Annotated in this window: 25 protein-coding genes; 19 read left to right on the forward strand and 6 right to left on the reverse strand. The window is 44.3% G+C overall.

What is annotated here, in order from left to right:
• Positions 1 to 177: 177 nt before the first annotated feature.
• The 9 genes from RYK49_RS00675 to RYK49_RS00715 all read left to right on the forward strand — a co-directional run bounded on the left by RYK49_RS00675 (position 178) and on the right by RYK49_RS00715 (position 10,355).
• Complete coding sequence (locus tag RYK49_RS00675) at positions 178 to 4,698, forward strand: antigen I/II family LPXTG-anchored adhesin (RefSeq protein WP_314830660.1); 4,521 nt, start codon at positions 178 to 180, stop codon at positions 4,696 to 4,698.
• Between the two features lie 172 nt (positions 4,699 to 4,870).
• Positions 4,871 to 5,536: a CHAP domain-containing protein gene (locus tag RYK49_RS00680; protein WP_002907349.1), complete on the forward strand. Its 666-nt coding sequence runs from the start codon at positions 4,871 to 4,873 to the stop codon at positions 5,534 to 5,536.
• Positions 5,537 to 5,713: 177 nt separating this feature from the next.
• Positions 5,714 to 6,238: an aromatic acid exporter family protein gene (locus RYK49_RS00685; protein WP_314830661.1), complete on the forward strand. Its 525-nt coding sequence runs from the start codon at positions 5,714 to 5,716 to the stop codon at positions 6,236 to 6,238.
• A gap of 80 nt (positions 6,239 to 6,318) precedes the next feature.
• Positions 6,319 to 6,684 carry a MerR family transcriptional regulator gene (locus RYK49_RS00690; RefSeq protein WP_314830662.1) on the forward strand — a complete coding sequence of 122 codons (366 nt, stop codon included), beginning with the start codon at positions 6,319 to 6,321 and terminating at the stop codon, positions 6,682 to 6,684.
• 31 nt (positions 6,685 to 6,715) lie between these two features.
• Positions 6,716 to 8,062, forward strand: coding sequence for a type I glutamate--ammonia ligase (gene glnA / locus RYK49_RS00695; RefSeq protein WP_002896640.1), 1,347 nt, complete (start codon positions 6,716 to 6,718; stop codon positions 8,060 to 8,062).
• A 54-nt stretch (positions 8,063 to 8,116) separates the two neighbouring features.
• Positions 8,117 to 8,521, forward strand: a complete 405-nt coding sequence (locus RYK49_RS00700; RefSeq protein ID WP_314830663.1) for a GNAT family N-acetyltransferase — start codon at positions 8,117 to 8,119, stop codon at positions 8,519 to 8,521.
• Positions 8,522 to 8,625: 104 nt separating this feature from the next.
• A complete protein-coding gene (locus RYK49_RS00705) occupies positions 8,626 to 9,045 on the forward strand; it encodes a VOC family protein (RefSeq protein WP_314830664.1) in 420 nt (139 codons plus the stop codon).
• Positions 9,038 to 9,625 (forward strand): TetR/AcrR family transcriptional regulator, encoded by a 588-nt coding sequence (locus RYK49_RS00710; RefSeq protein ID WP_314830665.1) that lies wholly within the window; start codon positions 9,038 to 9,040, stop codon positions 9,623 to 9,625. The genes RYK49_RS00705 and RYK49_RS00710 overlap by 8 nt, the downstream gene beginning before the upstream one ends.
• Positions 9,609 to 10,355, forward strand: coding sequence for a DNA alkylation repair protein (locus RYK49_RS00715; protein ID WP_314830666.1), 747 nt, complete (start codon positions 9,609 to 9,611; stop codon positions 10,353 to 10,355). The genes RYK49_RS00710 and RYK49_RS00715 overlap by 17 nt, the downstream gene beginning before the upstream one ends.
• 28 nt (positions 10,356 to 10,383) lie before the next feature.
• Here the strand turns inward: RYK49_RS00715 and rnjA are convergent, their stop codons facing one another.
• The 4 genes from rnjA to RYK49_RS00735 all read right to left on the reverse strand — a co-directional run bounded on the left by rnjA (position 10,384) and on the right by RYK49_RS00735 (position 14,849).
• A complete protein-coding gene (gene rnjA / locus RYK49_RS00720) occupies positions 10,384 to 12,066 on the reverse strand; it encodes a ribonuclease J1 (RefSeq protein ID WP_002929089.1) in 1,683 nt (560 codons plus the stop codon).
• A 3-nt stretch (positions 12,067 to 12,069) separates the two neighbouring features.
• Positions 12,070 to 12,300, reverse strand: coding sequence for a DNA-dependent RNA polymerase subunit epsilon (locus tag RYK49_RS00725; RefSeq protein ID WP_032906349.1), 231 nt, complete (start codon positions 12,298 to 12,300; stop codon positions 12,070 to 12,072).
• A 232-nt stretch (positions 12,301 to 12,532) separates the two neighbouring features.
• Positions 12,533 to 13,570: an SDR family oxidoreductase gene (locus RYK49_RS00730; RefSeq protein WP_314864583.1), complete on the reverse strand. Its 1,038-nt coding sequence runs from the start codon at positions 13,568 to 13,570 to the stop codon at positions 12,533 to 12,535.
• A gap of 226 nt (positions 13,571 to 13,796) precedes the next feature.
• The gene (locus tag RYK49_RS00735) at positions 13,797 to 14,849 is read right to left on the reverse strand and encodes an SDR family oxidoreductase (RefSeq protein ID WP_002903702.1); all 1,053 of its coding nucleotides are present in this window, start codon (positions 14,847 to 14,849) and stop codon (positions 13,797 to 13,799) included.
• A gap of 132 nt (positions 14,850 to 14,981) precedes the next feature.
• On the opposite strand from RYK49_RS00735, the gene RYK49_RS00740 reads away from it, so the two are divergent.
• The 8 genes from RYK49_RS00740 (at position 14,982) to RYK49_RS00775 (ending at position 20,337) form a co-directional block, all read left to right on the forward strand.
• Entirely contained in the window at positions 14,982 to 15,443 is a 462-nt protein-coding gene (locus tag RYK49_RS00740) for a MarR family winged helix-turn-helix transcriptional regulator (RefSeq protein WP_002929093.1), read from the forward strand.
• A gap of 10 nt (positions 15,444 to 15,453) precedes the next feature.
• Positions 15,454 to 16,140: a tRNA (adenosine(37)-N6)-threonylcarbamoyltransferase complex dimerization subunit type 1 TsaB gene (gene tsaB / locus RYK49_RS00745; RefSeq protein WP_314864585.1), complete on the forward strand. Its 687-nt coding sequence runs from the start codon at positions 15,454 to 15,456 to the stop codon at positions 16,138 to 16,140.
• Positions 16,137 to 16,589, forward strand: coding sequence for a ribosomal protein S18-alanine N-acetyltransferase (gene rimI, locus RYK49_RS00750; protein WP_314864587.1), 453 nt, complete (start codon positions 16,137 to 16,139; stop codon positions 16,587 to 16,589). Before tsaB ends, rimI begins: the two co-directional genes overlap by 4 nt.
• A complete protein-coding gene (gene tsaD, locus RYK49_RS00755; protein ID WP_314864589.1) occupies positions 16,579 to 17,589 on the forward strand; it encodes a tRNA (adenosine(37)-N6)-threonylcarbamoyltransferase complex transferase subunit TsaD in 1,011 nt (336 codons plus the stop codon). The genes rimI and tsaD overlap by 11 nt, the downstream gene beginning before the upstream one ends.
• A gap of 9 nt (positions 17,590 to 17,598) precedes the next feature.
• A complete protein-coding gene (locus tag RYK49_RS00760; RefSeq protein WP_314864591.1) occupies positions 17,599 to 18,294 on the forward strand; it encodes an AzlC family ABC transporter permease in 696 nt (231 codons plus the stop codon).
• A complete protein-coding gene (locus RYK49_RS00765; protein ID WP_314830670.1) occupies positions 18,284 to 18,622 on the forward strand; it encodes an AzlD domain-containing protein in 339 nt (112 codons plus the stop codon). Before RYK49_RS00760 ends, RYK49_RS00765 begins: the two co-directional genes overlap by 11 nt.
• A 122-nt stretch (positions 18,623 to 18,744) precedes the next feature.
• Positions 18,745 to 19,491, forward strand: a complete 747-nt coding sequence (locus RYK49_RS00770) for a class I SAM-dependent methyltransferase (RefSeq protein ID WP_314830671.1) — start codon at positions 18,745 to 18,747, stop codon at positions 19,489 to 19,491.
• A gap of 105 nt (positions 19,492 to 19,596) precedes the next feature.
• Complete coding sequence (locus RYK49_RS00775) at positions 19,597 to 20,337, forward strand: MerR family transcriptional regulator (protein ID WP_002929108.1); 741 nt, start codon at positions 19,597 to 19,599, stop codon at positions 20,335 to 20,337.
• Between the two features lie 30 nt (positions 20,338 to 20,367).
• Here the strand turns inward: RYK49_RS00775 and RYK49_RS00780 are convergent, their stop codons facing one another.
• Positions 20,368 to 20,823: an 8-oxo-dGTP diphosphatase gene (locus RYK49_RS00780; protein ID WP_314830672.1), complete on the reverse strand. Its 456-nt coding sequence runs from the start codon at positions 20,821 to 20,823 to the stop codon at positions 20,368 to 20,370.
• 19 nt (positions 20,824 to 20,842) lie between these two features.
• Positions 20,843 to 22,018: an NAD(P)/FAD-dependent oxidoreductase gene (locus RYK49_RS00785; protein ID WP_314864593.1), complete on the reverse strand. Its 1,176-nt coding sequence runs from the start codon at positions 22,016 to 22,018 to the stop codon at positions 20,843 to 20,845.
• Positions 22,019 to 22,318: 300 nt separating this feature from the next.
• On the opposite strand from RYK49_RS00785, the gene RYK49_RS00790 reads away from it, so the two are divergent.
• The gene (locus RYK49_RS00790; protein WP_002896624.1) at positions 22,319 to 22,813 is read left to right on the forward strand and encodes a DUF536 domain-containing protein; all 495 of its coding nucleotides are present in this window, start codon (positions 22,319 to 22,321) and stop codon (positions 22,811 to 22,813) included.
• A gap of 90 nt (positions 22,814 to 22,903) precedes the next feature.
• Positions 22,904 to 24,658 (forward strand): glycerophosphodiester phosphodiesterase, encoded by a 1,755-nt coding sequence (locus RYK49_RS00795; RefSeq protein WP_314864595.1) that lies wholly within the window; start codon positions 22,904 to 22,906, stop codon positions 24,656 to 24,658.
• Positions 24,659 to 24,738: the final 80 nt, after the last annotated feature.

Consider the following 24,738-nt stretch of genomic DNA (forward strand, 5'->3'; position numbering starts at 1 on the left):
TGAGGAAAAAATGCTTGCAAAACGAGGGAAAACTTGATAGGATAAAGGTATGTATTCTGATGCTTACAGATAGTCAAAATGAGAATGGAGCTTCTAATAGGAGGTTTCAATTATTTTTTGATTTTCGGAGGGCTTGGGAAAACGGCAGACTGTAAAAGTTTGCAGGGGGAGGAGAAAATGAAGAAAAAAGAAGTTTTTGGTTTTCGGAAAAATAAGGCTGTTAAAACTTTATGCGGTGCTGTTCTAGGTGCGGCTTTTTTAACGTCAACGATGCAAGTAAGAGCAGATGAAGCGGTATCTGATACCAATAGTCCTGTCAATACTGAAATGGTAGGTACTGGAAATGCAGCGACCAATCTGCCTCAAGCTCAAGGGGCAGCCAGTCAGGCATCTCAAGAGAGTCAGGCGCGAGCAGGTCAGGCAGATGGCAGTGTGACAGTGACTGTTCCAACAGCTGGTTTAGATGAAAGCGTCAAAAAGGCTCAAGAAGCTGGGCTGACAGTGGTCAAAGACCCAGCTGTTGACAAAGGAGTAGCCCAGACTGCTCAAGAAACAGCAGACAAAAAAGCGGAGATTGCAGCAGATTATCAAGCGCAGGTAACCGAGATTGATGCCAAGGTCAAGGAGTACAAAGAAAAAGTATCAGCCTACGAGGCGGAAGTAGCTCGGATTACAGCAGAAAACAAAGCGACAGCGGAGCAATACGCTAAAGATTTGGCTGCTCATCAAGCAGAAGTAGCTCGGATCACAGCAGGAAATGCTCAGCTGAAAGCAGATTATGAAGCAGCACTGAGCAAGTACAAAACAGATTTAGCAGCGGTTCAAAAGACGAATGCGGATAATGCGGCAGCCTATCAAGCAGCTAAAGCTGCCTATGATGCAGAATTAGCTCGTGTTCAAAAACTGAATGCGGAAACAAAGGCTAATTATGATACGGCTCTGGCGGCTTATGCTAGTGAGCTGGACCGTGTTCAAAAAGCGAATGCGGAAGCTAAGGCTCGGTATGAAAAAGCTTTGGCTGACAATGAAGCTGCCAATGCTAAGATTGCTGCTGATAATGAAGCTATTAAACAGAGGAATGCGGCTGCAAAAGCGGCCTACGAGGCAGCACTTGCCCAATATCAAACAGATTTAGCTACTGTCCGAAAGATCAATGCTGATAATGAAGCGGCATATCAAGCTGCTCAGGCGAATTATCAGGCAGAATTGGCCCGTATCCAAAAGGAAAATCAAGATAAAAAAGCTCAATATGAAGCAGATTTAGCAGCTTATGAAGCTAAAAAGACTCAAATTGAAGCTGAAAATGCAGCAGCTCAAAAAGAATATGAGCAAAAGCTGGCAGAGAACCAAGCTAAGAATGCCACTATAGCAGCTGAAAATGAAGAAATCAAGAAGCGTAATGCTCAAGCCCAAGCAAATTATCAAGCTCAGTTGGCCCAGTATAATGCTGATTTGGCTGTCTATAATACAAAATTAGCCAAGTATCAGCAAGATAAGGCTAAGTATGATGCTGAACAGGCCAAGATTAAGGCTGGACTGGCTATCGCAGAAGCAAAGAAGACTGAAGACGGGCATCTGAGCCGTCCAATTGCGCAAAGTCTGGTTTTCAAATCAGAACCTAATGCTGATCTGTCACTGACTACAACTGGTGAGTTTGTCAGCTATGCTGGCATGGAAGCCGCTGTGAAGAACACTGCAGAGTTTTCTAAGAAACTCTTCCAGTTGGACAACTTCAAAGTAACAGATATTCAAAATGCTAACTATCAGACCAATCAGCAGGAAAGCTTTGGTACGGTTGGCAAGTATGCAGACTATAGTTCTAACGTAACAAGTGGTAAAGGGCCGACTGAATGGTCTTCTGTTTTGCTGAGCCGCGGTCAGTCTGCAACAGCAACCTATACAAATCTTCAGGGAACTTATTATCGAGGGAAAAAAGTTTCTAAAATCGTTTATACTTATACTCTTGATCCAAGCTCCCAATTCCGCAATGATAAGGCTTGGTTAGGTATTTTTAAAGATCCAACCATGGGAGTGTTTGCTTCAGCTTATACAGGAAATTTTGAAGATGCAACCTCTCTCTTTGTGAAGACGGAATTTGTCTTTTATGATGATAAAGGCCAACCGATTAATTTTGACCAGGCCTTGATGTCCGTGGCTTCCCTCAACCGTGAAGCTAACTCTATCGAAATGGCCAAAGATTATACCGGAACTTTCAACAAGATTTCGGGTTCATCTATTGGTGAAAAGAACGGCCAAATCTATGCGACCGAGTCTGAAAACTTCAAAAAAGGAGTTGGCGGATCTCGCTTTACCATGTATAAGAATGCTCAGCCGGACTCAGGCTGGGACACTACAGATGCTCCTAACTCATGGTATGGGGCAGGAGCGGTGGAAATTTCTGGTACAACCAACAGCATGACGATTGGAACGATTTCCTCTTCTGAAGTGTTAGGCCAGCCAGAAGCTACTGATCCACGTAGGGCTGACAAACTAGCTCCTAAGAAACCAAATATTTGGTTTGCGATTAATGGTGATGTTCGAGCGAATGATCTGCCAATCATCACAGTAGAAGAACCGGAAGCGCCCGTAGCTCCTACAGCTCCTGCAGTGCCAAGCGAAGAAGCGCTTAAGCCTTTGGATCCAGCTCCAACTACACCAACACCGAAGGCTCTTCCAACACCTCCGGCAGCACCGACTTATGAAAAAGATCCGACGCCACCGACGCGTACACCGGATACACCAGAGCCTAGTAAGCCATCTGAGCCAAGCTATGAAGTGGAAAAAACTGTTCGGCCAGCAGTGGTAGAACCGACCTATGAAAAGGAGCCAACACCTCCGGCAACACCGACTTATGAGAAGGAGCCGGAAGCGCCAACTCGTACACCAGATACACCGGAGCCTAATAAGCCGGTAGAACCAACTTATAGCCCGCTGCCAACCTCACCAGCAGAGCCTGTTTATCAAAAAGAGCCAGCAGCGCCCGTATCTCCGACTGTGCATTATCATTATCATCTCTTGCAATCTCAACCGCAGATTAATAAAGAGATTCAAAATGACCAAGGTACCAATATTGATAAGACTCTGGTGGCTAAGCAGTCCGTCGTTCAGTTTGCCTTAAAGACAGAAGCTCTTCCAGCTGGACGCAGTGAAACAACTTCATTTGTCATTGCTGATCCGTTGCCAAGTGGTTATGAAGTTGACTTAGAAGCAACAAAAGCTGCTAGTGCAGGCTTTGATATCAGCTATGATAAGGCTAGTCACACAGTGACATTTAAAGCAACTGCAGCAACGCTAGCTACTTATAACGCTGATAGGACCAAAGAAGTTGCTACGCTCTTTCCAACGGTAGTCGGCCGAGTTCTCAATGATGGTGCAACCTATACTAATAATTTCACCCTGACAGTCAATGACGCCTATGGTGTCCGTTCGAACGTAGTACGCGTGACTACGCCAGGCAAGCCAGACGATTCAGATAATCCTAGCAATAATTACATCAAGCCAACCAAGGTCAATAAAAATAAGGCAGGATTGGTGATTGATGGTAAGGAAGTCTTGGCTGGTTCGACCAATTACTACGAGCTGACTTGGGATTTGGATCAGTATAAGGGTGACAAGTCATCTAAGAGCACGATTCAAAAAAGTTTCTACTATGTAGATGACTATCCGGAAGAAGCACTTGAACTTCGTCCGGAATTAGTCAAGCTAGTAGATGCGGATGGCAAAGCTGTGGCAGGTGTGACAGTGACCCACTACGAGAGTCTTGAAACAGCCCCTGCAGCAGTTCGAGAGCTCCTTCAAAAGGCGAATATCACTGTTAAAGGTTCTTTCCAACTCTTTGCAGCAGACGATGCCCAAGCCTTTTATGACCAATATGTCGTAACAGGTAAGTCTTTGACGATAACAAGCCCTATGGCGGTCAAAGAAGGAATGGGCCGCACAGGCGGTAAATTCGAGAACCGAGCTTATCAAATTGACTTTGGAAATGGTTATGCGACAGACATAGTCGTGAACAATGTTCCTAAAATCAGTCCTGAAAAGGATATTACCCTGAGTTTGGATCCGACAAGTGCAGAGAACTTGGATGGCAAGGAACTGACTTTGGGACGGCACTTTAACTACCGTCTCATCGGCGGCTTGATTCCTGCTAACCACTCTGAAGATTTGACAGACTATAGCTTTGTGGATGATTATGATCAACGAGGCGATGAGTACACGGGTGCTTACAAAACCTTTGCCAAAGTAGACATCGCGCTTAAAGATGGTAAGGTGATAAAGGCTGGTACAGATTTGACTGAGTATACAGCTGCGAATATTGATCTTGAGAAAGGCTTGATTTCTATTCGTTTCAAGGAAGAATTCTTAGAGACCATTTCTCTGGATTCAGCTTTTCAGGCTGAAACCTATCTACAGATGAAGCGGATTGCTGCAGGTACTTTTGAAAATACCTACATCAATACGGTCAATCATGTAGTCTATGCTTCAAATACAGTTACAACAGTCACTCCTAAGGCACAGCATCTGATTGTTTTAGATGTAAACGATCCAAGAAGAACCAATCCAACTCCAGTGGCTAAAAAGATTCCTGTTTCTCTTCTGCCAGAAACGGGAGCCAAAGATGCAGTCTATCTGCCATATCTAGGTTTAGCAGCCATTATTGGTGCTTTAGGTCTAGGAAAATTGAGACGTAAAGAAGACTGATAATAGATGAGGCTAGGGAATTCCTAGCCTTTTTATCTTTAAAAATACTGCAAAATCTCATGTAGCAAAAGTCTAAATCATTTGTAACATGACAAAAACATAACTCTAAAAAAACTGACATGTAAATGAGGTATGATTTTTTTATCATCAAATTATACGGAGAAAAACAGTTATGAAAAAAACATTTGCTAAAGCGACTCTTGGTTTAACTTCCACAGCTTTATTAGCGACAATCGGCGCTCAAGCTGTCAATGCAGATTCTTACGTTGTCCAGCAAGGGGACTCTTTTTTTGCCATTGCTAGCGCCAATGGGATGAATCCTTACGAACTTGCTGCCAATAATGGAAAATCAATTTTTGATACGATTAACCCAGGAGATGTGCTGCAAGTAAATGGCACAGCTTTGGCACAGACTTACAATCCATACAGTGCTCCAGCTTATGAAGCGACAAGCGATGCTGCTTTGGTATCTGATACTGAAGATGTTGTCTTAAATACACCAACTGACTATGGCAATTCTTACCCAATCGGCCAATGTACTTGGGGTGTGAAAGAAATGGCTCCTTGGGCAAGCAACTGGTGGGGCAATGCTAATACTTGGGCAATCAATGCTGGTGCTCAGGGTTATGCAACAGGAAATGTCCCAGTAGCAGGCGCTATTGCAGTTTGGGATGGCGGAGAATACGGACACGTTGCTTATGTGACAGATGTGCAAAGCGACAGCTCTATTCAAGTCTTGGAAGCGAACTACAATCGCCAAAAGCAGATTAACAACTATCGTGGCTACTTTAATCCGAATGAATTTATGGGTGGCGTTACCTACATTTATCCAAACTAAAGATAATAACAACGAGGCTGGGACAGATAATGTCTCAGCTTTTAAATAGTCAATAGCTCTTGATGCGGTAGCTGATAGGGCTTTTTCTTTGTGCGGGAAGAGTCCTGAGCAGAAAGAGTTTTTTTGAGGCGAAATATGTTAAAATGAAGAGAGGGAGGATTTCCTGGAAGGAGACTAATGAGTTATTTCAATAAGTACAAGTTTGATAAATCGAAATTTCGTCTGGGCATGCGTACCTTTAAAACCGGTCTGGCTGTCTTCATCATCCTACTGCTCTTTGGGCTTTTTGGTTGGAAAGGCCTGCAAATCGGTGCTTTGACGGCAGTCTTTAGTCTTCGTGAGGATTTTGATAAGAGTGTCCACTTCGGGACATCGCGAATCTTGGGAAACAGCATTGGTGGTTTTTACGCTCTGCTATTTTTCATTGCCAATAGTGTTTTTAAGGAGCAGTATTGGGTCACCCTCCTTTTGGTGCCGGTCTGTACTATGCTGACAATCATGACCAATGTCGCCATGAACAACAAGGCGGGAGTCATTGGCGGAGTATCTGCCATGCTGATTATTACCCTGTCCATTCGGCCGGAAGATACCATCCTGTATGTCTTTGCTAGAATCTTTGAAACCTTCATGGGAGTCTTTGTTGCGATTCTGGTAAATTCTGATATGAATCGGCTGCGAGCCATCTTTGAAAAGAAAAAATAAAATCTGTGTAAGAAAATCTGACATTATTTCTTGACATAAGATCTATTTCGTCCTATAATAGTGCGTAGAGAGGAATTTGAATGAAGGAAAAAGAGTTTCGCCGAAACATGGCAGTCTTTCCCATCGGCAGTGTTATGAAACTGACGGACCTATCTGCCCGTCAGATCCGTTATTATGAAGACCAGAATCTGATTACCCCTGCTCGGAATGAGGGCAATCGTCGGATGTATTCTTTGAATGATATGGACCGCCTTTTAGAAATTAAGGATTATATTTCAGAAGGCTATAATATTGCTGCGATTAAGAGGAAATATGCTGAGCGTGAAGCCAAGTCCCGCAAGACCGTTAGTGACAAAGATGTCCGCCGTGCCCTGCATCATGACATCTTGCAGCAAGGCCGTTTTGCTTCTTCTCTGCCAACCTTTGGTCAGATGCATCGACCATAGCTATTTTGTTTGAATTACAAGGAGAAATTTAATGTCTATTACAGCAGCTGATATCCGTCGCGAAGTAAAAGAGAAAAATGTTACCTTTATTCGTCTTATGTTCTCTGATATTTTAGGGACTATGAAGAATGTGGAAATTCCTGCTACGGATGAACAGCTTGACAAGGTCTTATCCAATAAAGCCATGTTTGATGGTTCTTCCATTGAAGGTTTTGTCCGTATCAATGAATCAGATATGTATCTTTATCCTGATTTAGATACTTGGACAGTCTTTCCCTGGGGAGATGAAAACGGTAGTGTAGCGGGTCTGATTTGCGATGTTTATACGACAGATCATGTACCGTTTCTAGGGGATCCACGGAGCAACCTCAAGCGTGCCCTCAAGCATATGGAAGAGCTGGGATTTAAGTCCTTTAACCTCGGACCAGAGCCAGAATTTTTCCTCTTTAAGCTGGATGAAAATGGTGATCCGACGCTGGAAGTAAATGACAAGGGCGGTTATTTTGACTTGGCGCCGACAGATTTGGCAGACAATACTCGTCGGGAAATCGTCAATGTCCTGACCAAGATGGGCTTTGAAGTAGAAGCTAGTCACCATGAGGTAGCAGTCGGCCAGCACGAGATTGACTTTAAGTATGACGAAGTGCTTCGGGCTTGTGACAAGATTCAGATTTTCAAGCTGGTTGTGAAAACTATTGCTCGTAAGCACGGTTTGTATGCAACCTTTATGGCCAAGCCTAAGTTTGGCATTGCAGGATCTGGTATGCACTGTAATATGTCTCTCTTTGATCAAGACGGCAATAATGCCTTCTTCGATCCAGAAGATCCAAAAGGTATGCAGCTGTCAGAAACAGCCTACCATTTCTTGGGTGGTTTGATTAACCATGCTTATAACTACACAGCTATCATGAATCCAACGGTCAACTCATATAAACGTCTGGTTCCTGGATATGAAGCACCAGTTTATATTGCTTGGGCAGGACGTAATCGTTCACCGTTGGTGCGTGTGCCAGCCTCTCGTGGTATGGGTACTCGCTTGGAGCTGCGTTCGGTTGATCCGATGGCCAATCCATATATTGCTATGGCAGTTCTCTTGGAAGTTGGCCTGCACGGTGTTGAGAATAAAATCGAAGCTCCAGCCCCAATCGAAGAGAATATCTATATCATGACTCCAGAGGAGCGTAAGGAAGCTGGAATTACAGACCTACCATCAACTCTTCACAATGCCTTGAAGGCATTGACAGAAGACGAAGTCGTTAAAGCGGCTCTTGGCGAGCATATCTATACAAGCTTCTTAGAAGCTAAGCGCATCGAGTGGGCAAGCTATGCAACCTTTGTCTCCCAATGGGAAGTGGATAATTATCTGGATTTATACTAAACTTAGAGCAGGAGGATTGGCATATCCCCTGCTTTTTCGTGGAGGAGGAGAAAGATGGGAAAATTTCATGATTTTATTAAGCGTGTTTTTGATGAGCAATATGAAGCCTATTTTGGTCCAGATATGCTTGAAAAACTTGGACCTCAAGATTATTATTTAAGGCGGGAGGAAGATGGCCAGTTAATTGCCTTGCTCCATGCCCGGCAGGTGTTGGAAAATATTCATGTCAAGGCTTTGGTGGTGGATAAAGAACATCAGAAAAAAGGTTTGGGAGCCAGTCTGCTGGCAGAATTAGAAGAAAAGGCTGTAGAAGCTGGAGTAACTAGCATTACCTTGTCCACTAAATCTTATCAGGCCAGGGATTTTTACATCAAGCAAGGCTATGAAATCTACGCCAGTCTAACAGATGTCCCGCAAAAGGGCATTACCAAATATCATTTTATCAAGCGATTGAATTGAGCTAGTCTCAAATAGATGTAAGCCAATTTGGCTTCTGTTTTTTAATATTCATTTGCATACATTCAGTATGTATGTTTAAATAAAGTTTAAGAAAAGGAGAACAAATGATTACCAGTTTATACCCCGTTTTAATGAGCGAAGATGTCCATCAAGCGGCACAATTTTTCATTAATCATTTCCAATTTCAGGAAAGCTTCCGTTCAGATTGGTATATTAGTTTAAAGAATATCGAGAGTGGTTTTGAGCTTGCTTTTATTGATAGTAAGCATAGGACAGTGCCACAAGCCTACCAGTCTAAGGCGAGTGGCCTAATCATCAATATCGAAGTTGACAATGTGGATTGTTTTTATGAAGAATTGCGTCAGCAAGAAGAAATGGAGTTCCTTCTTCCTATTAAGAGTGAAGATTTTGGTCAGCGCCATTTCATTGTGGAAGCGCCGGGTTCTGTTTTGGTTGATGTAATTCAAGTAATTCCACCTAGCGCTGAGTTTGCGGCAAATTATTTGGAGAGTGAAGATGAATAAAAAACAGCAGGCTTCTCTAGAGACAAGCAAGAAAATATTAGCTATCGCCCGGAAACATTTTTCTTTAAAGGGTTATGCAGAAACTTCCTTGGAAGAAATTGTAGATGAATTGGGAATGACAAGAGGCGCACTTTATCATCATTTCGGGAATAAGAAAACTTTATTTACTGCCGTACTGGCACAAATTCAGTCCGAACTGGGGTCTTATGTAGAAAAAAATGCCCTGGAAGCACACGATTCTTGGGAGCAGTTGGTGGAAGGCTGTGTTGCTTTTGTTCGTTTTGCGACCTTGACCGAAAATAAACATATTCTCCTGCTTGATGGTCCCAATATCGTTGAGTGGAAAGAGTGGCGTCGTCAGGACGAGGCTAATTCTTTCTTTCATTTGAGAGAGCAATTAGACATTTTATCTAAAGAAGGGAAACTTATCTCTATTGATCTGGATATGGCAGCTCATATGATTTCAGGCGCCTTGAACGAGTTGTCTCTTTTTCTTGCTGAGAAAGAGGAAGAAGCAGAAGTCAGAGAAGCAGTGAGAAGTCTGTTAAGGGGATTTAAAAATCATGGCGAAAAAGGTTAAAGATTATTATGATTTGGTTTATGCGAAGGATTTGAGCCGTCGCTTGCAAGAAGTCACAGATAAATTTGATGCTCAGCATTTTAGATCTCTAGTTGAAAGCGACTTAGAGGCTTTGGAATTTACTCAGCGTCAAGAGCTGCTGGCAAAGAGTATCAAAGAATGCTTGCCGCTTTCTTATGCTGATTCTCTGAAGGTTTTTGAGCAGATACTTGGTCCGGAGTTAGAGGGCGGCTTGGGGATGTTCTCAGAGGGGTACTGGTTGTGGCCGATTGGCAAATACGTAGAACTTTACGGAGGTCAAGAATTCGAGCTGAGTGCAGCCTTCAGTAAGGAATTAACCAAGCGATTTACTGGAGAATTTTCCATGCGGCCCTTGCTGGCTAATTATCCTAAAGTTACGATGGATTTACTATTAGAGTGGAGCCGAGATGAGAATATGCGCGTCCGCAGGTTAGCTAGCGAGTGTATGCGTATCCGACTGCCCTGGGCTAAGAAGCAGACTGTGGTTTTAGATTATTTTGATGAGTTTACCGCTATTCTAAAGAATCTAAAGGATGATGCGGATAAATCAATCCAAAAAAGTGTCGCTAATAATCTGAATGATTTATATAAAGAAGATCCTGAAAAATTCGAGAGGGTGATTAGGACTTGGCAAGAGGAAAAACTGAGTCCGAGTTGTGCTTGGATTATCAAGCATGCTTCGCGAACAAAAAATAAAGCAATAAAATAAGCTTTGCTAGACTAGCAAAGCTTATTTTTTAGTTGTCTTCGTCTGGTGTAAGCACCATCGGAATAATAATAGGTTCGCGCTCGGTACTTTCGTAGAGGAAAGGACGCAAGGCGTTGACGATAGCGCCGCTAACAGATTGGACGCTGGCATCTTTATTCTTAAGGGCAATGCGAATGGCATTGAAGAGGATGCGCTGGCTTTGGCGAATGAGGTCGCCTGATTCGCGCATGTAGATAAAGCCGCGGCTGAGAATATCTGGACCGGCTAAGATCATCTTGGATTCAAAGTCAACCGTCGCGACAGCCAGGACAACACCGTCCTCTGACAGGTCTTTACGGTCGCGCAGGACTGCAGCTCCGATTTCACCAATGCGGTTCCCATCAACATAGATATCTTGAGCGTTGAAGCTACCGGCAATACGAGCTGAGTCAGCTGTCAGAGCCAGCACGTCACCATTGCTCATGATGAAGATATTGTCTTTTGGTACTCCAGTATCAACGGCTAGACCTGCATGGACTTTCTGCATACGGTATTCACCATGGACTGGCATGAAATATTTAGGCTTGATCAAGCGAAGCATGAGTTTCTGCTCTTGCTGGCCACCGTGTCCAGAGGTGTGGATGTTGTTAATCTTACCGTGAATCACTTCTACACCGGCCTCGGAAATGATGTTAATCAATTTGTTAACGCTGGTCGTATTACCAGGGATAGGACTAGATGAGAAGATGACTGTATCTCCAGGTTGCAGCTGAACCTGACGGTGGGTACCATTGGCAATCCGAGACAGGGCTGCCATCGGCTCACCCTGACTTCCGGTACACATAATCAGCACTTCGCCAGCTGGGTAGTCCTTAAGCTCGTTTGGCTCGATAAAGGTATCTTTGGGAACCTTTATATAGCCCAGCTCAATCCCATTGACAATAGCCTTTTCCATGGAGCGGCCAAAGACCGCAATCTTACGACCGGTCTTGACAGCAGCATCAGCTGCCTGCTGGAGCCGGAAGATATTTGAAGCAAAAGAGGCGAAAATAATCCGTCCATTAATGCCTTCAATGATCTTCATAATAGACTGGCCGACAACTTTTTCGGAATTAGTAAAGGTCGGAACTTCAGCATTGGTCGAGTCAGATAGGAGACAGAGAACGCCTTCCTCGCCCAGAGCAGCCATACGGTGCAAGTCTGCCGGCTCACCAACTGGTGTAAAGTCAAACTTGAAGTCACCTGTACAGACAATCTTACCCTGCGGCGTATGGATGACAATTCCCAAAGGCTCTGGAATAGAGTGGGTTGTCCGGAAGAAAGTAGCTTTCAGATGCTTGAACTGCAGTTCTGTGTTTTGATTGATTTCATAGAGCTTGGCATCGCGCAAAAGTCCATGCTCTTCTAGCTTGCCGCGAATGAGTGCCAGCGCCAAAGGACCAGCATAGATAGGAACATTGGCTTGCTTGAGCAGGAAAGGAATACCGCCGATATGGTCCTCGTGCCCGTGGGTGATGAGGACAGCTTTTACGCGGTCGATATTTTCAACGATATAAGAGTAGTCGGGAATGACATAGTCAATTCCTAGTAGGTCGTCTTCTGGGAACTTGATACCGGCATCCACGATGATGATTTCATTTTGGTATTCAATCCCGTAGGTGTTTTTACCGATTTCGCCTAACCCACCAATCGCAAAAACGCCAACTTCTTTGGGTTTTAAGGTATATGCCATGGGTTAGAACTCCGTCAATTCAAAAGTGCCTGACTCTTTTTCGTATTCGAGGTGTTTGTCAGACAAGAGCTCAATAAATTCAATATTGTAAGGGGTATTTTCTTCGACTAACTTACGAGCCTGAATGCGGCCTTCCAATTCATTAGCTGCTTCGACATCTAAATAAAGGGCACGTGTCTTTTCACGGCGCGGACTGCGCTCTTTTGTTTCTTGATAAAAAACTTTGTAAATCATTACATTTCCTTTCATATTTTCATGATTAACCTGCAGAAAACAACAGCTGATTAGCTGTTTTCTTTTATTCAATTCTGAGTAGTAGATTAATCCTGATTCGTTACAATTATAATGATTATAACATAAAATAAGGGAATAGTAAAAGGTGGAGATAAGAAAATGTAAGAGTGATTTAGTCTGAAAGCATTCGGATTCCATATTCCTGAAATGCCTGTTCTGGATACTTTTAATCTTATGATAGGTAGCCGTGCTCTTTGTACCAAGCTAGGACATCTTTGAGAGTTTCTTCAAAGGGACGGAAATGGGCTCCCAACTCATTTTGAGATTTTGCAGAATTGAAATGTGTTCGGAGATATTCCTCTTCAGTAGAGGTCACAGCAGCCTTACTCAACAGAATAGGACGTTTTGTTAGACGATGATATAGTTCATTGTATTGAGCAATTATATTTAGAAGAAAAAGAGGAATCCGTCTAGTTGGAGCGGCAACTCCGCTGACCGCTTCTAGGTTCTTCAATAATTCTTCCATCGTCATATGCCTACCAGCTGCTAAATATCGTTCTCCTTGTCGGCCATACTGCATAGCTAGGATTTCGCAGTCTGCGACGTCTCGGGCATCTACGACGCTGTAGCTGCCGGGAATGATTCCAGGCAGTTTTTTATGAACGAAGTCGAAAATCAACTGTCCCGCAGAGGTAGGACCGATATCGCCTGGGCCAAACATAAATCCAGGCAGGACAAAACTAACAAAAAAATCAGGATGTTTTTTTGAAAAATCTAAGAGAACCTCTTCGCTTAATATCTTACTGCGGTAGTAGTCATTGCTTGTATTCCTGCTGCGTAACATGCTTTCATCAATCAGTTGATTTTGCTCACCATAGAGAACTGTAATCGATGAGGTATGGACCGCCTGACGAATGCCAGCTTTATAAGCGGCTTCAAAAAGTTCCAAACTACCCTTCACATTGGTATTATACAGTTCTTGCCAGTGCTGACCGCCTTTCAAACTATCTCGAAAGAAAGCAGCTGTGTGAAAAAGACTATCACAATCTTGCATATGATTTTGATAGCTGTCTGGCTGGCAAATATCTCCTTCAATGAAATGGATCGGCAGATTGCCAAACTGCTCTAAGGCTTTCTGTCGAGAGCGTACTAAAGCAGTCACCTGAATTCCTTTTTTTAGAAGGGATCGCACCAGATTATTTCCTAGTAAACCTGTTGCGCCAGTAACGAAGGCGTGGTGAATACTTCGGCTTTGGTGTTTTGGGGGCATGGCTCTTCTCCTTAAATTATATTTAGATGACATGTCATCTATTCTCTTATTTTATATTTTGCAAGATTAATTGTCAACAATTAAGGGAATTAGTGTAAAATAGATACAGAAGAAATTTGCAAAGGACAGGAATAGAATGTCATCTTTAGGAGACCGTTTTAGATATTTATTCAGAAGTGCGGAAAATCAAGCGATGAACATTTGGTCACTTGATTTTGAGGGCTGCTTATTTGGCGAAATAGCCGTGCTTGCGGTACCAATCTACCACGTCAGCTAAGCTTTCTTCGAGAGGGCGATGCTGTCCGCCTAGCTCGCTCTCGGTTTTGGCAAAGCTAAAATTACTTTTGAGATATTCTTCGGCCATGAGATGAGCGAGCTCATTGGTAACCAAAATTGGTTTTTTGGTGAGCCGGTGGTAGAGCTCACTTGCTTGGGCATAGATTTTGACGAAAAGAGGGGAGATCTTGCGCTTGGGGGCGGGAACGCCAGTGATTTTTTCCAGTATTTGGTACAATTCTGTCATGGTCACTTGCCGTCCAACTGCCAGATAGCGCTCCTTTGAGCGTCCGTATTTCATGGCGCGGAGATGAATATCTGCTACATCTCTAGCATCCACCATATTATAGCTAGCCTTTAAGATACCTGGAAGTTTTTGCTCTACAAAATTGATAATCAGCTGCCCACTGGAGGTCGGACCAAGGTCTCTAGGACCCAACATTACACTCGGCAAGATAAAGCAACCGAAAACATCTGAATGCTTGTCCAAGAAATCACGAACGGCCTCTTCACTCAAAATCTTGCTGCGATAGTAATCAAAAGGAGTATCTTTTGAGCGAGACATGCTTTCATCGATTAGCTGATTGGCCTCACCTTCCAGTACGACACAGGAGGAAGTATGGACAAATTGGCGGATACCAGCCTCGTAAGCAGCTTCTAGGAGGTTATTTGTGCCTATAATATTAGTGTCGTAGAGCTCCTGCCAGTGCTTGCCGCCTTTATAATTATCGCGGAAAAAAGCAGCGGTATGAAAGAGGCTGTCGCAGCCTGCTAGATAGTCACGATAGCTTTCGGGCTCTAAAATATCCCCCTTGACAATCTGGATAGGCAGGTCGGCAAATTGTTTGCGCGCTTTTTCCTCGGAGCGAACGAGAGCGGTCACTTGAATGTTTTCTTTTAGCAGAGCACGCACGAGATTATTTCCTAAAAGACCGGTCGCACCAGTCACAAAAGCGTGGGTCATTGTTCTAGCTGGTTTTTGATTTGTAGGGTTTGGGGTCATCCGTTTTTCCTCCTTTTGCAAATAGATGATATATCATCTATTTAAGATTTTATATTTTTTAACTAAAATTGTCAACAATTTACCTAATCTAGTGTAAAATAGTATAGAAGTGATTTTTGAAAGGAGAGCAGCGTGGTAGCAGAAGGAATTCGATTTGGCTATTTGTTTAGAAGTGCAGAGAGCTTAGCGACGAGAGAATATGGGAAGTTGCTAGAGCCTTTGGGAATTACGCCCAATCAAAGCGAGGTCCTGCTCGTTTTGGGCGAACATGCTCCGCTGTCTCTCAAGGGCTTGGGGGAATCCCTGATTTGTGAGGAAAAAAGCCCTAGTCGCTTGGTGCAGGCTTTGATTAAAAAAGGCTTGGTCAAGAAGGAAATTTCTAGCAAGGACAAGCGCAGTTCTCGCTTGAGCTTGACTGCTGCTGGAGCGGATTTGCTGCCCAAGATTGCTGAGCAAGAAGCGATTTTTGGAAAACACTTGGCGCAGCAAGTGCCTAATTTGGAGGCTTTTAGTCAGATTTTAGAGGAATTTTTGGTAGATAGTTTCTACGAAGACAAATTAAAACGCCGCTCACTTTGGTACAGTGAAGAATGAGAGGATTTTTATGAACATTTTAGCGATGGATACGTCCAACAAAGCCTTGTCCTTGACCCTTTTGCAGGATAAGGAGGTCTTGGGGCAGGTGACGCTCAATATCAAGAAAAATCATAGTATTACCCTTATGCCGGCTATTGATTTTCTCATGAATAGTCTGGATATGAAGCCGACGGATTTGGATCGTATCGCGGTGGCGCAGGGGCCAGGCAGCTACACAGGTCTGAGAATTGCGGTGGCGACAGCCAAGGCCCTGGCGCATACCCTCAAGATTGAGCTGGTCGGTGTGTCTAGTCTGCTGGCTTTAGTCCCAGAGCAGGTGGAAGGTTTGGTCATTCCTGTCATGGATGCCCGCCGAAATAATGTCTATGCTGGTTTTTATCAGTCTGGTCAGACTGTGCAGCCGGAAGCTCATCTGCCTTTGGCAGAGGTTTTAGAAATAGCTGGCGCTGCTAATCAGCCAGTCACTTTTGTCGGAGAGACAGCAGCTTTTGCGGAGCAGATTGGAGCTGCTCTTCCTCAGGCTGCCATTCAGCCAAGCTTGCCAGATGCGGCAGCTATTGGTCGTCTCGGTTTAGACCTGCCAGCCCAGTCCATTCATGACTTTGTTCCTAACTATCTCAAGCGTGTAGAAGCTGAGGAAAATTGGCTCAAGACCCACCAGGAATCCAGCAATTCTTACATTCAGCGTCTATGATTAAGTTGAGAAAATGGAGCGTCAGTTCGGATGTGGACGCGGCAACTCTCGCAAAAGAGCTGGAACAGCTCTTACTAGCTGTTTACGAGGTCAGTCCTTGGACCGCAGGCCAAGTGGCAGAGGTCCTGCGTTCGGATGTGAACAGTTGTGCACTAGCAGCAGATGAGAGTCAGCTTGTCGGCTTTTTAGTCTGGCAGGAGACAGACTTTGAAGCAGAAGTTCTGCAGATTGCTGTATTGCCTAGCTATCAGGGACAGAAAATCGCGACAGCCTTGTTTGACTTTTTGCCAGCAGACAAAGAAATTTTCCTCGAAGTGAGGGAGTCCAACAAGCCAGCTCTTCTATTTTACAAAAAAGAAAAATTTGAAGAAATCGCGCGGCGGAAGGCCTACTATCATGCGCCGGTGGAAGATGCGATTGTCATGAAAAGAGAGATCCATGAAAGATAGATATATTTTAGCTTTTGAGACGTCCTGTGATGAGACCAGTGTGGCGGTTCTGAAGAATGAGACCGAGCTTTTGAGCAATGTTATTGCCAGCCAGATTGAGAGCCACAAGCGTTTTGGCGGAGTGGTGCCTGAAGTGGCCAGCCGTCACCATGTGGAGGTCATTACGGTTTGCATTGAGGAGGCCTTGGCAGAAGCAGGGATTAGCGAGGAGCAGGTCACAGTAGTGGCTGTTACCTATGGTCCTGGTCTGGTTGGGGCGCTTCTGGTCGGTTTGGCGGCAGCCAAGTCCTTTGCCTGGGCTCATGATATTCCCCTGATTCCAGTCAATCACATGGCTGGACACCTGATGGCAGCTCAGAGCGTGGAGCCCTTGGAGTTTCCCTTGCTGGCTCTCTTGGTCAGCGGCGGTCATACTGAGCTGGTCTATGTCAGTCAGGCTGGTGACTATAAGATTGTAGGGGAAACTCGAGATGATGCGGTCGGTGAAGCCTATGACAAGGTCGGTCGCGTTATGGGCCTGACCTATCCAGCAGGTCGAGAGATTGATCAGTTAGCTCATGAGGGACAGGATATTTATGATTTTCCGCGGGCCATGATCAAGGAGGACAATCTGGAATTTTCTTTTTCTGGTCTCAAGTCGTCCTTTATCAACTTGCACCACAATGCCCAGCAAAAAGGAGAGGTCTTGTCTAATCAAGACTTGTCAGCAAGCTTTCAGGCAGCGGTCATGGATATTCTCATGGCCAAGACTAGAAAAGCCCTGGAAAAATATCCAGTCAAGACTCTGGTCGTGGCGGGCGGTGTTGCGGCCAATCAAGGCCTGAGAGAACGCTTGGCAGCTGAGATTCAGGATGTGAAGGTGATTATTCCGCCATTGCGCCTTTGCGGTGACAACGCTGGTATGATTGCCTATGCCAGTGTCAGTGAGTGGAACAAGGAAAATTTTGCCAGTTTGGACCTCAATGCTAAGCCGAGTCTGGCTTTTGAAACGATGGAGTAAGGGAGAAGAATGCGCGGACAGACATTTAAACAAGGGACACAAGCAGCAGTGCCAACGGCTCTGGGCTATATTGGGATTGGTCTAGCCTGCGGCATCATGGCGGCGCCCTATATGAATCCCTTGGAGATGGGACTGATGAGTATTCTGGTTTATGCTGGCAGTGCCCAGTTTGCCATGATTGGTTTATTTGCCCAGCAGGCGCCTGTCTTGGCCATCGCACTGACTGTTTTTCTTATTAATATCCGGCATCTTTTGCTCTGTCTGCATGCATCGACTCTTTTTCGTAAGTCTAGCTTGACTCAGAATATTGTCATTGGTTCTTTTTTGACAGATGAATCTTACGGAGTTTTGATGGGAGAGCGGGCACATACAGAGGAAATCGCTGCTAGTTGGATGATGGGTAACAATTTCATGAGTTATACTTCTTGGATTTTGGGTACTATTTTAGGAACAGCCCTCGGTGCCCTTCTGCCCAATCCTGAGAGCTTTGGCCTGGACTTTGCCCTGGTCGCCATGTTTATTGGTATTTTCTCTTCTCAGTTTACAATCATGCTGCGCCGGGTCAAGATAAAGAAGCTCTTTTTCGTCTTGGGCGTGGTGGGTCTTGCCTACTTAGTCCTAACTATGCTGCTTCAAAATTCGCTGGCGGTGCTTTTTGCAACCTTGCTAGGCTGTACAGTGGGGGTGCTTTTGGATGATAAGTAAATATATTTTGCTGGCTATTCTTTTGTCAGCCCTGGTCACTTGGATTCCGCGGATTTTGCCTTTTATCCTAGTCAAGTACAAGGGTCTTCCGCCTATGGCAGAGCGTTTCCTCAAATATCTGCCAGTTTCCATTATCTTTGCCCTTATCCTGTCTAGTGTCACCAATGCTAAAACAGGTCAGCTGCCAAGCTTTAAATGGTTGGATTTAATAGCCGTATTTCCGACTAGCTATGTGGCTTTTAAGTATAAGAACTTAATTGCAACTGTTGTATTTGGTGTAGTCTTGGTGGCCTTGCTGCGCTATCTAGCTGGGTTTCTTGGCTTGTAAAGAAAGTACAAGACAGATTGAATCGGTCGATTCGGTCTGTTTTTTGATAAAATCTAAGAATTATCTGAAAATATAATATTTTATGCTATAATGGAACCAATCAAAATCATGGAGGTTCGGAAATGGCAGAAGCAGGTCATAAATTTTTAGCAAAATTAGGAAAGAAACGTCTTCGTCCTGGTGGCAAGCTGGCAACAGACTGGCTGATTGAGCAGGGACAGTTTTCCAGCGAAAAGAAGGTTCTAGAAGTTGCCTGCAATATGGGGACCACAACAATCGAGCTAGCTAAAAAATATGGCTGCCAAATTACTGCAGTTGATTTGGATAAGGCTGCGCTGGCTCAGGCTAAGATTAATGGACACAAGGCTAGTGTTGGTGAACTCGTCACATTTGAGCAGGCTAATGCCATGAAGCTGCCTTATGATGACAATTCTTTTGATATTGTTATCAATGAAGCCATGCTGACCATGCAGACGGATAAGGGAAAAGCTAAATGTATGGATGAGTACTACCGGGTGCTGAAGCCAGGTGGAGTGCTCCTCACCCATGACGTCATGCTCAAACAAAGAGATGAGAATGTCCGGGAAGAGCTATCTCGTGCGATTAACGTCAATGTGGGACCTATGACAGAAGGTTCTTGGATTCAGCTGGCACGTTCTCATGCTTTTGACCGTGTGGACACCTTTGTCGGCGAAATGACCTTGATGAGTCTTCGAGGTATGATTTATGACGAAGGACTGGGCGGCACACTGCAAATCTGCTTCAATGCCCTTAAAAAAGAAAACTACAGTCAATTTATGAAGATGTTTAAGATGTTCCAAAAAAATCAGGAAAAACTGGGGTTCATAGCCATGGTTTCTCGTAAATAACTGCTAGCCGCTTTGGAAACTCTAAAGCTGTTTTAAAAAATTTCTAAAAAAGCTTGACCCTGACCTTTGGTCAGGGCTTATACTATAGTGGTAAGGAGGTCTATCATGTACCATATCAAAGAAGCTGCGCAGCTTTCGGGAGTCTCTGTCAAAACCCTGCATCATTACGACAAAATCGGACTTTTAGTACCCGCCAAATCAGAAAATGGCTATCGGACATACAGCCAAGATGATTTGGAGCGGCTGCAGGTCATCCTTTACTATAAGTATCTGGGCTTTTCCTTAGAGAAAATAGCAGAGCTGCTGAGTCAGGACGATCAGGCCTTATTGCCGCATCTGGTTAGGCAGTTAGAGTATTTGCAGCAAGAAAGAGATCGCTTGGATACCTTGATTTCTACCTTACAAAAAACCATCCAAGAAGAAAAAGGAGAAAGAAAGATGACAATGAAAGAAAAATTCGCAGGCTTTACCTACGAAGATAATCACAAATACCATCAAGAAGCGGTAGAAAAATACGGTCAAGAAGTTATGGCGGAAGCATTGACGCGTCAAAATGGACGGGAAGAAGAAGCTGCCGCAGCCTTCAATCAAGTTTTTCAAAGTCTGGCAGAGAATATGGGACAAGGCTTGCCGGTTGAAGCAGCAGAAAATCAGGAGCAGGCAGCGCGTCTCTTACAAGCCATTCGCACTTACGGCTTTGACTGCTCACTGCAAGTCTTTGCTTACATCGGTCAGGGCTATGTCCACAATCCAGAGTTTAAGAAGAATATTGACAAGTTCGGATCAGGGACTGCCCAGTACACAGCAGATGTGATTGCGGCTTATGTGCGGACAAATGCGAAATAAATAGACTAGGAATTTCCTAGCCTATTTATTCTACTTCAAGTCATAAAGCCAGTCGTCACCGTCTTTATAGTAAAAGAATTCACTTAAATCGTCTTCTAAAAAAACACGTAGCATATCAGACATGTCACTGGTTGCCAGCTTTAAATAGGACAGATTTTTAAAATCTTCCCACCAGACCTTTCCTTCATTTGAGGATTGCAGTACACCAGAATAGTGCCTTGTCTTATAGAGCAGGACGACATAACGAAAATCTTTATCATTATACCAATCCTTTATGCCGCAAAGTTGAGGCTTGGATATGGTTAATCCAGTTTCTTCTTTGACTTCTCTGATAACTGCATCGGTAAAAGATTCTCCACGCTCTACATGCCCGCCAGGAAAAGTGATGCCGGGCCAGTCAGACTTCACTCGTTCTTGGACGAGAACTTTTTCTCCGTCATAAATCATGCACATATTGACGAATTCGACTGTTTCGCATCTGTTCATCTTGTTCTCCCTTGAATTTTTAATCATAATGCAAACTGCCTGCCACCCAGCCGGTGCAGAGGGCAGAAGTGATGTTGAAGCCACCCGTGTGGGCATTGATGTCTAGGACCTCTCCAGCGAAGTGGAGGCCGGGAACGAGTTTGCTTTCCAGGGTTTTAGGATTGATTTCCTTGAGACTAACGCCACCCTTGGTGACAAAGGATTTAGCCAGAGACATTTTGCCAGTGACAGGGATGGCTAGTTCTTTGATTTGTTTAATAAGAGCCTCTTTTTCACTGAGATTGAGTTGTTTGACTTTCTCGGGAAAGGGCTGGGCAAAAAAGTCTGCTATTCGCTCAGGTAGGAGGATTTTCAGGCAGTTCTTCAGGGATTTTTCCCGGTTTTCTTCTAAAAATTCTGTCAAATCCGGCTTCCTCATCTGTGGCAAAAGGTCCAGATAGATGGTTTCACCGCCCTTGACAAAGCTAGACAAGCGCAGAGCTGCCGGACCTGATAGGCCAAAGTGGGTAAAGAGCAAGTCGTGGGTGCTGACATGCTTGCCATAGCTGAGGGTCACATCGTCCAGCGAAATCCCCTGAAGCGCTTTGTGAGGAAAGTCAGTCAGAAGAGGACTTTCAGCAGCTTCCAGGTCAGTCACCGTGTGCTTGAAGTGTCGGGCAATATCATGACCGAAGCCTGTCGAGCCTGTTGAAGGGTAGGACTTGCCGCCAGTCGTCACAATCAATTTCTGGCAGGTCCAAGTCTGGTCGCTGGATCTGACAGTGAAAAGGTCGTCGGATTTTTTAACGGAGATGATTTCAGTATTGGTGATGACAGTGCCACCCAGCTCTGCAATTTTCTTTTCCAAAGCTTCAATAATAGTGCGGGACTTGTCTGTCGCTGGGAAAACACGTCCGTGGTCCTCAACCTTGAGTTTGACACCGTTCTCTGTAAAAAAGTTGATGATGTCATGGTTGTCAAACTGGGAAAAGACGCTGTAAAGAAAGCGCCCGTTGCCTGGAATACCGGCCATGAGGTCATCCAGGTTTCCGTTGTTGGTCACATTGCAGCGACCACCACCCGTTCCGGCTAGTTTCTTGCCCAGTCGTTTATTTTTCTCGAGGAGCAGGGTCTTCTGTCCGTAGAAAGAACTGGAAATGGCAGCCATCATGCCAGCCGGTCCTCCGCCGATGATGATTGTGTCGAAATGGTTCATTGGTCTTTTCCTTTCGTAGGGAGTGGTTTCTATCAGTTAGTCAGAAATCTTGTGCTTCCTTGGTGAGCCGGCTTTTGCTGTCTTGTAGACGTTCTTGGAAGCCTTTAGCTCAACATCTCTAGCTTCTAAATTCATTCGATTTTTTCATTTCTCTTACTAGACTAATCTGTCTCATTGTATCATAAAAAAGGGCTAAAAAGATAGGAGTCAGGCTCAAAAAATATTGTGAAATTTGACAGTTAAGGCTTGATATGATAAGATTTAGGTATCTACAAACTAGAAAAAGTTTTTGAGGAAATTATGGCAATTGAAAAGACAGTCAGCGAGTTAGCCGAGATTCTTGGAGTTAGCCGCCAGGCGATTAACAATCGTGTCAAGGCACTGCCGCCAGAAGATACGGAAAAGAATGAAAAAGGAGTCACGGTGGTGACCCGCAGCGGCTTGATTAAGCTGGAAGAGATTTATAAGAAAACTATTTTTGAAGATGAACCTGTCAGCGAAGATGTGAAGCAACGCGAGCTGATGGAAATCTTGGTGGACGAAAAAAATGCTGAGATTGTGCGTCTCTATGAGCAGCTTAAGGCCAAGGACAGCCAGCTAGCTAAGAAAGATGAGCAGCTGCGCATTAAGGATGTCCAGATTGCTGAAAAGGACAAGCAGTTGGACCAGCAGCAGCAGCTGACAGCCAAGGCCATGAATGAGCGTGAAACCTTGCTGTTGGAGTTGGATGAAGCCAAGGAAAAGGTGCAGGAGCAGGAAAGCAAGGGCTTCTGGGCACGTTTATTTGGAAAGTAAAAATAAGGTTGGGACATCTGTCTCAACCTTGTTTTAAATAAGAATCAATTTTTAGCAAGTTTTGTATCGTTCACAACATAAAGGAGGAAAATGAAATCACAAAGACTGGGACTTTTACGTCTCTATCGCAATCTTGATAAAATTTTGTTGCTCTTTTTCACAGTCTTTATGCTCATGGAGCTGGCCTGGGTGCCTTTCAACTCCTTTGCAGCAGAGACTCTGCTCAAGCAGACAGGCTACCTCTTCTTATCTTATACGAATGCCTTGAAGGTTCTGACTTCAAATGTCTGGGTTGGCTTGGCCTTTCTAGTGCTTTTTGCAGCCAACCTCTTTGTCGCTTATTTTCAGATTGGGCTGATATTTATGGGGCTCCGCAATCTTCTGGACGAGGAAGAACGAAGCGCCTTTCAGTTTATCAAGAAAAGTTTCAAAGACAGCGGATCGCTGATTCGCTACGCCCGGCCCAGCAAGGTCCTCTTTATTGCACTGTATATGGGCTTTATCTTTCCCTTTCTGCGGCAAATTCTCAAAATCTACTACTTGAATAAAATTCTGATTCCAGAATTTATCGTGACCTATCTCAAGACGGCCTTATGGATGAGATTATCAATCTATGCTTTAGGTTTTCTGCTTTTTTTGATAGCGGTTCGCCTGATGTTTGCCCTGCCCAAGCTCTTTTTTGAGCATTTCCGCCTACGAGATGCGATTAGGTATAGTTTGGAGAAGACCAAGGGGCACTTGATTCGCTATACTTGGCAGCTCTTTTGGATATTGGCTAAGAGCTTTCTCTTCTTTCTTTTAAGCAGTATTCCGATTTTAGTGTTGCAGCAGTATGCGGATAGCCAGTCCAATCAGATAGCCTTGATAGCAGCGGTTGTTAATTACTGCCTCATCAAGCTGGCTTATTACTTCATGGTAGCTTACTTTTTGATTAAGTTTGTGGCTTTTTTGACAGACAGTAAGCTGTCTGAATACCGCTACAGAAAAGGCCTGCCTCTCATGCGCTGGTTTATCCTTTTGGTCACTAGCTCTGTCTTTGCCCTTGAAGGCTTTGTCTATCTCAATCTGCCCTTGGAAAACGTCCCTCTGACCATCTCTCACCGCGGAGTTTCGCAGGGAAATGGTGTCCAGAATACGGTTGAGTCGCTAGAGAAAACCGCCCTTCTCAAGCCAGATTATATCGAAATGGATGTACAGGAGACCAAGGACGGACAGTTTGTCATGATGCACGATGCCAATCTAAAAGCCTTGGCCGGCGTTGATGCTAAACCGCAAGAGCTGACTCTGCAAGAGCTGACAGCTTTAGATATTTCAGAAAATGGACACACTGCCAAAATTTCCAGCTTTGATGCTTATCTCAAACGAGCCAATCAAATGGGCCAGAGACTCTTGATAGAAATCAAGACTAGCAACTTGGACTCAGCTGATATGATGGACCGTTTCCTTAGTCAATACGGAGCCAATATCAAGGTTTATGGCCACCAGATTCAGTCTTTGGACTATCAGGTTATTGACAAGACAGTCCAGTATGATAAGGGCATACCAACCTTCTTTATCCTGCCCTACAATACTATTTTCCCACGGACACAGGCTTCCGGCTATACGATGGAGTACTCGACCCTTGATGAAAACTTTGTCGATAAGCTATGGACGACAGATAAGAAGCTTTATGACTGGACCATTAATGATGCAGACAGCATTGGCAAATCCTTCCGTCTGGGTGTTGACGGCATGATTACCGACGATTTGGAGCTGGTGCAGAGCTCTATCAAGGAACTGCAGAACAATCCTGACTATGCCCTGCTTTTGATGAGTAAGGCAGCAGATTTGCTTAATTTTGTGTAGTGGACTAGTGAGGAAACGACTATAAATCAAAAAGACTGAGATTCTTCAGTCTTTTTTTGCTGGTTCGAGTATCTCTTGAC

The sequence above is a fragment of the uncultured Streptococcus sp. genome, assembly GCF_963525625.1.
Taxonomy (GTDB): domain Bacteria; phylum Bacillota; class Bacilli; order Lactobacillales; family Streptococcaceae; genus Streptococcus.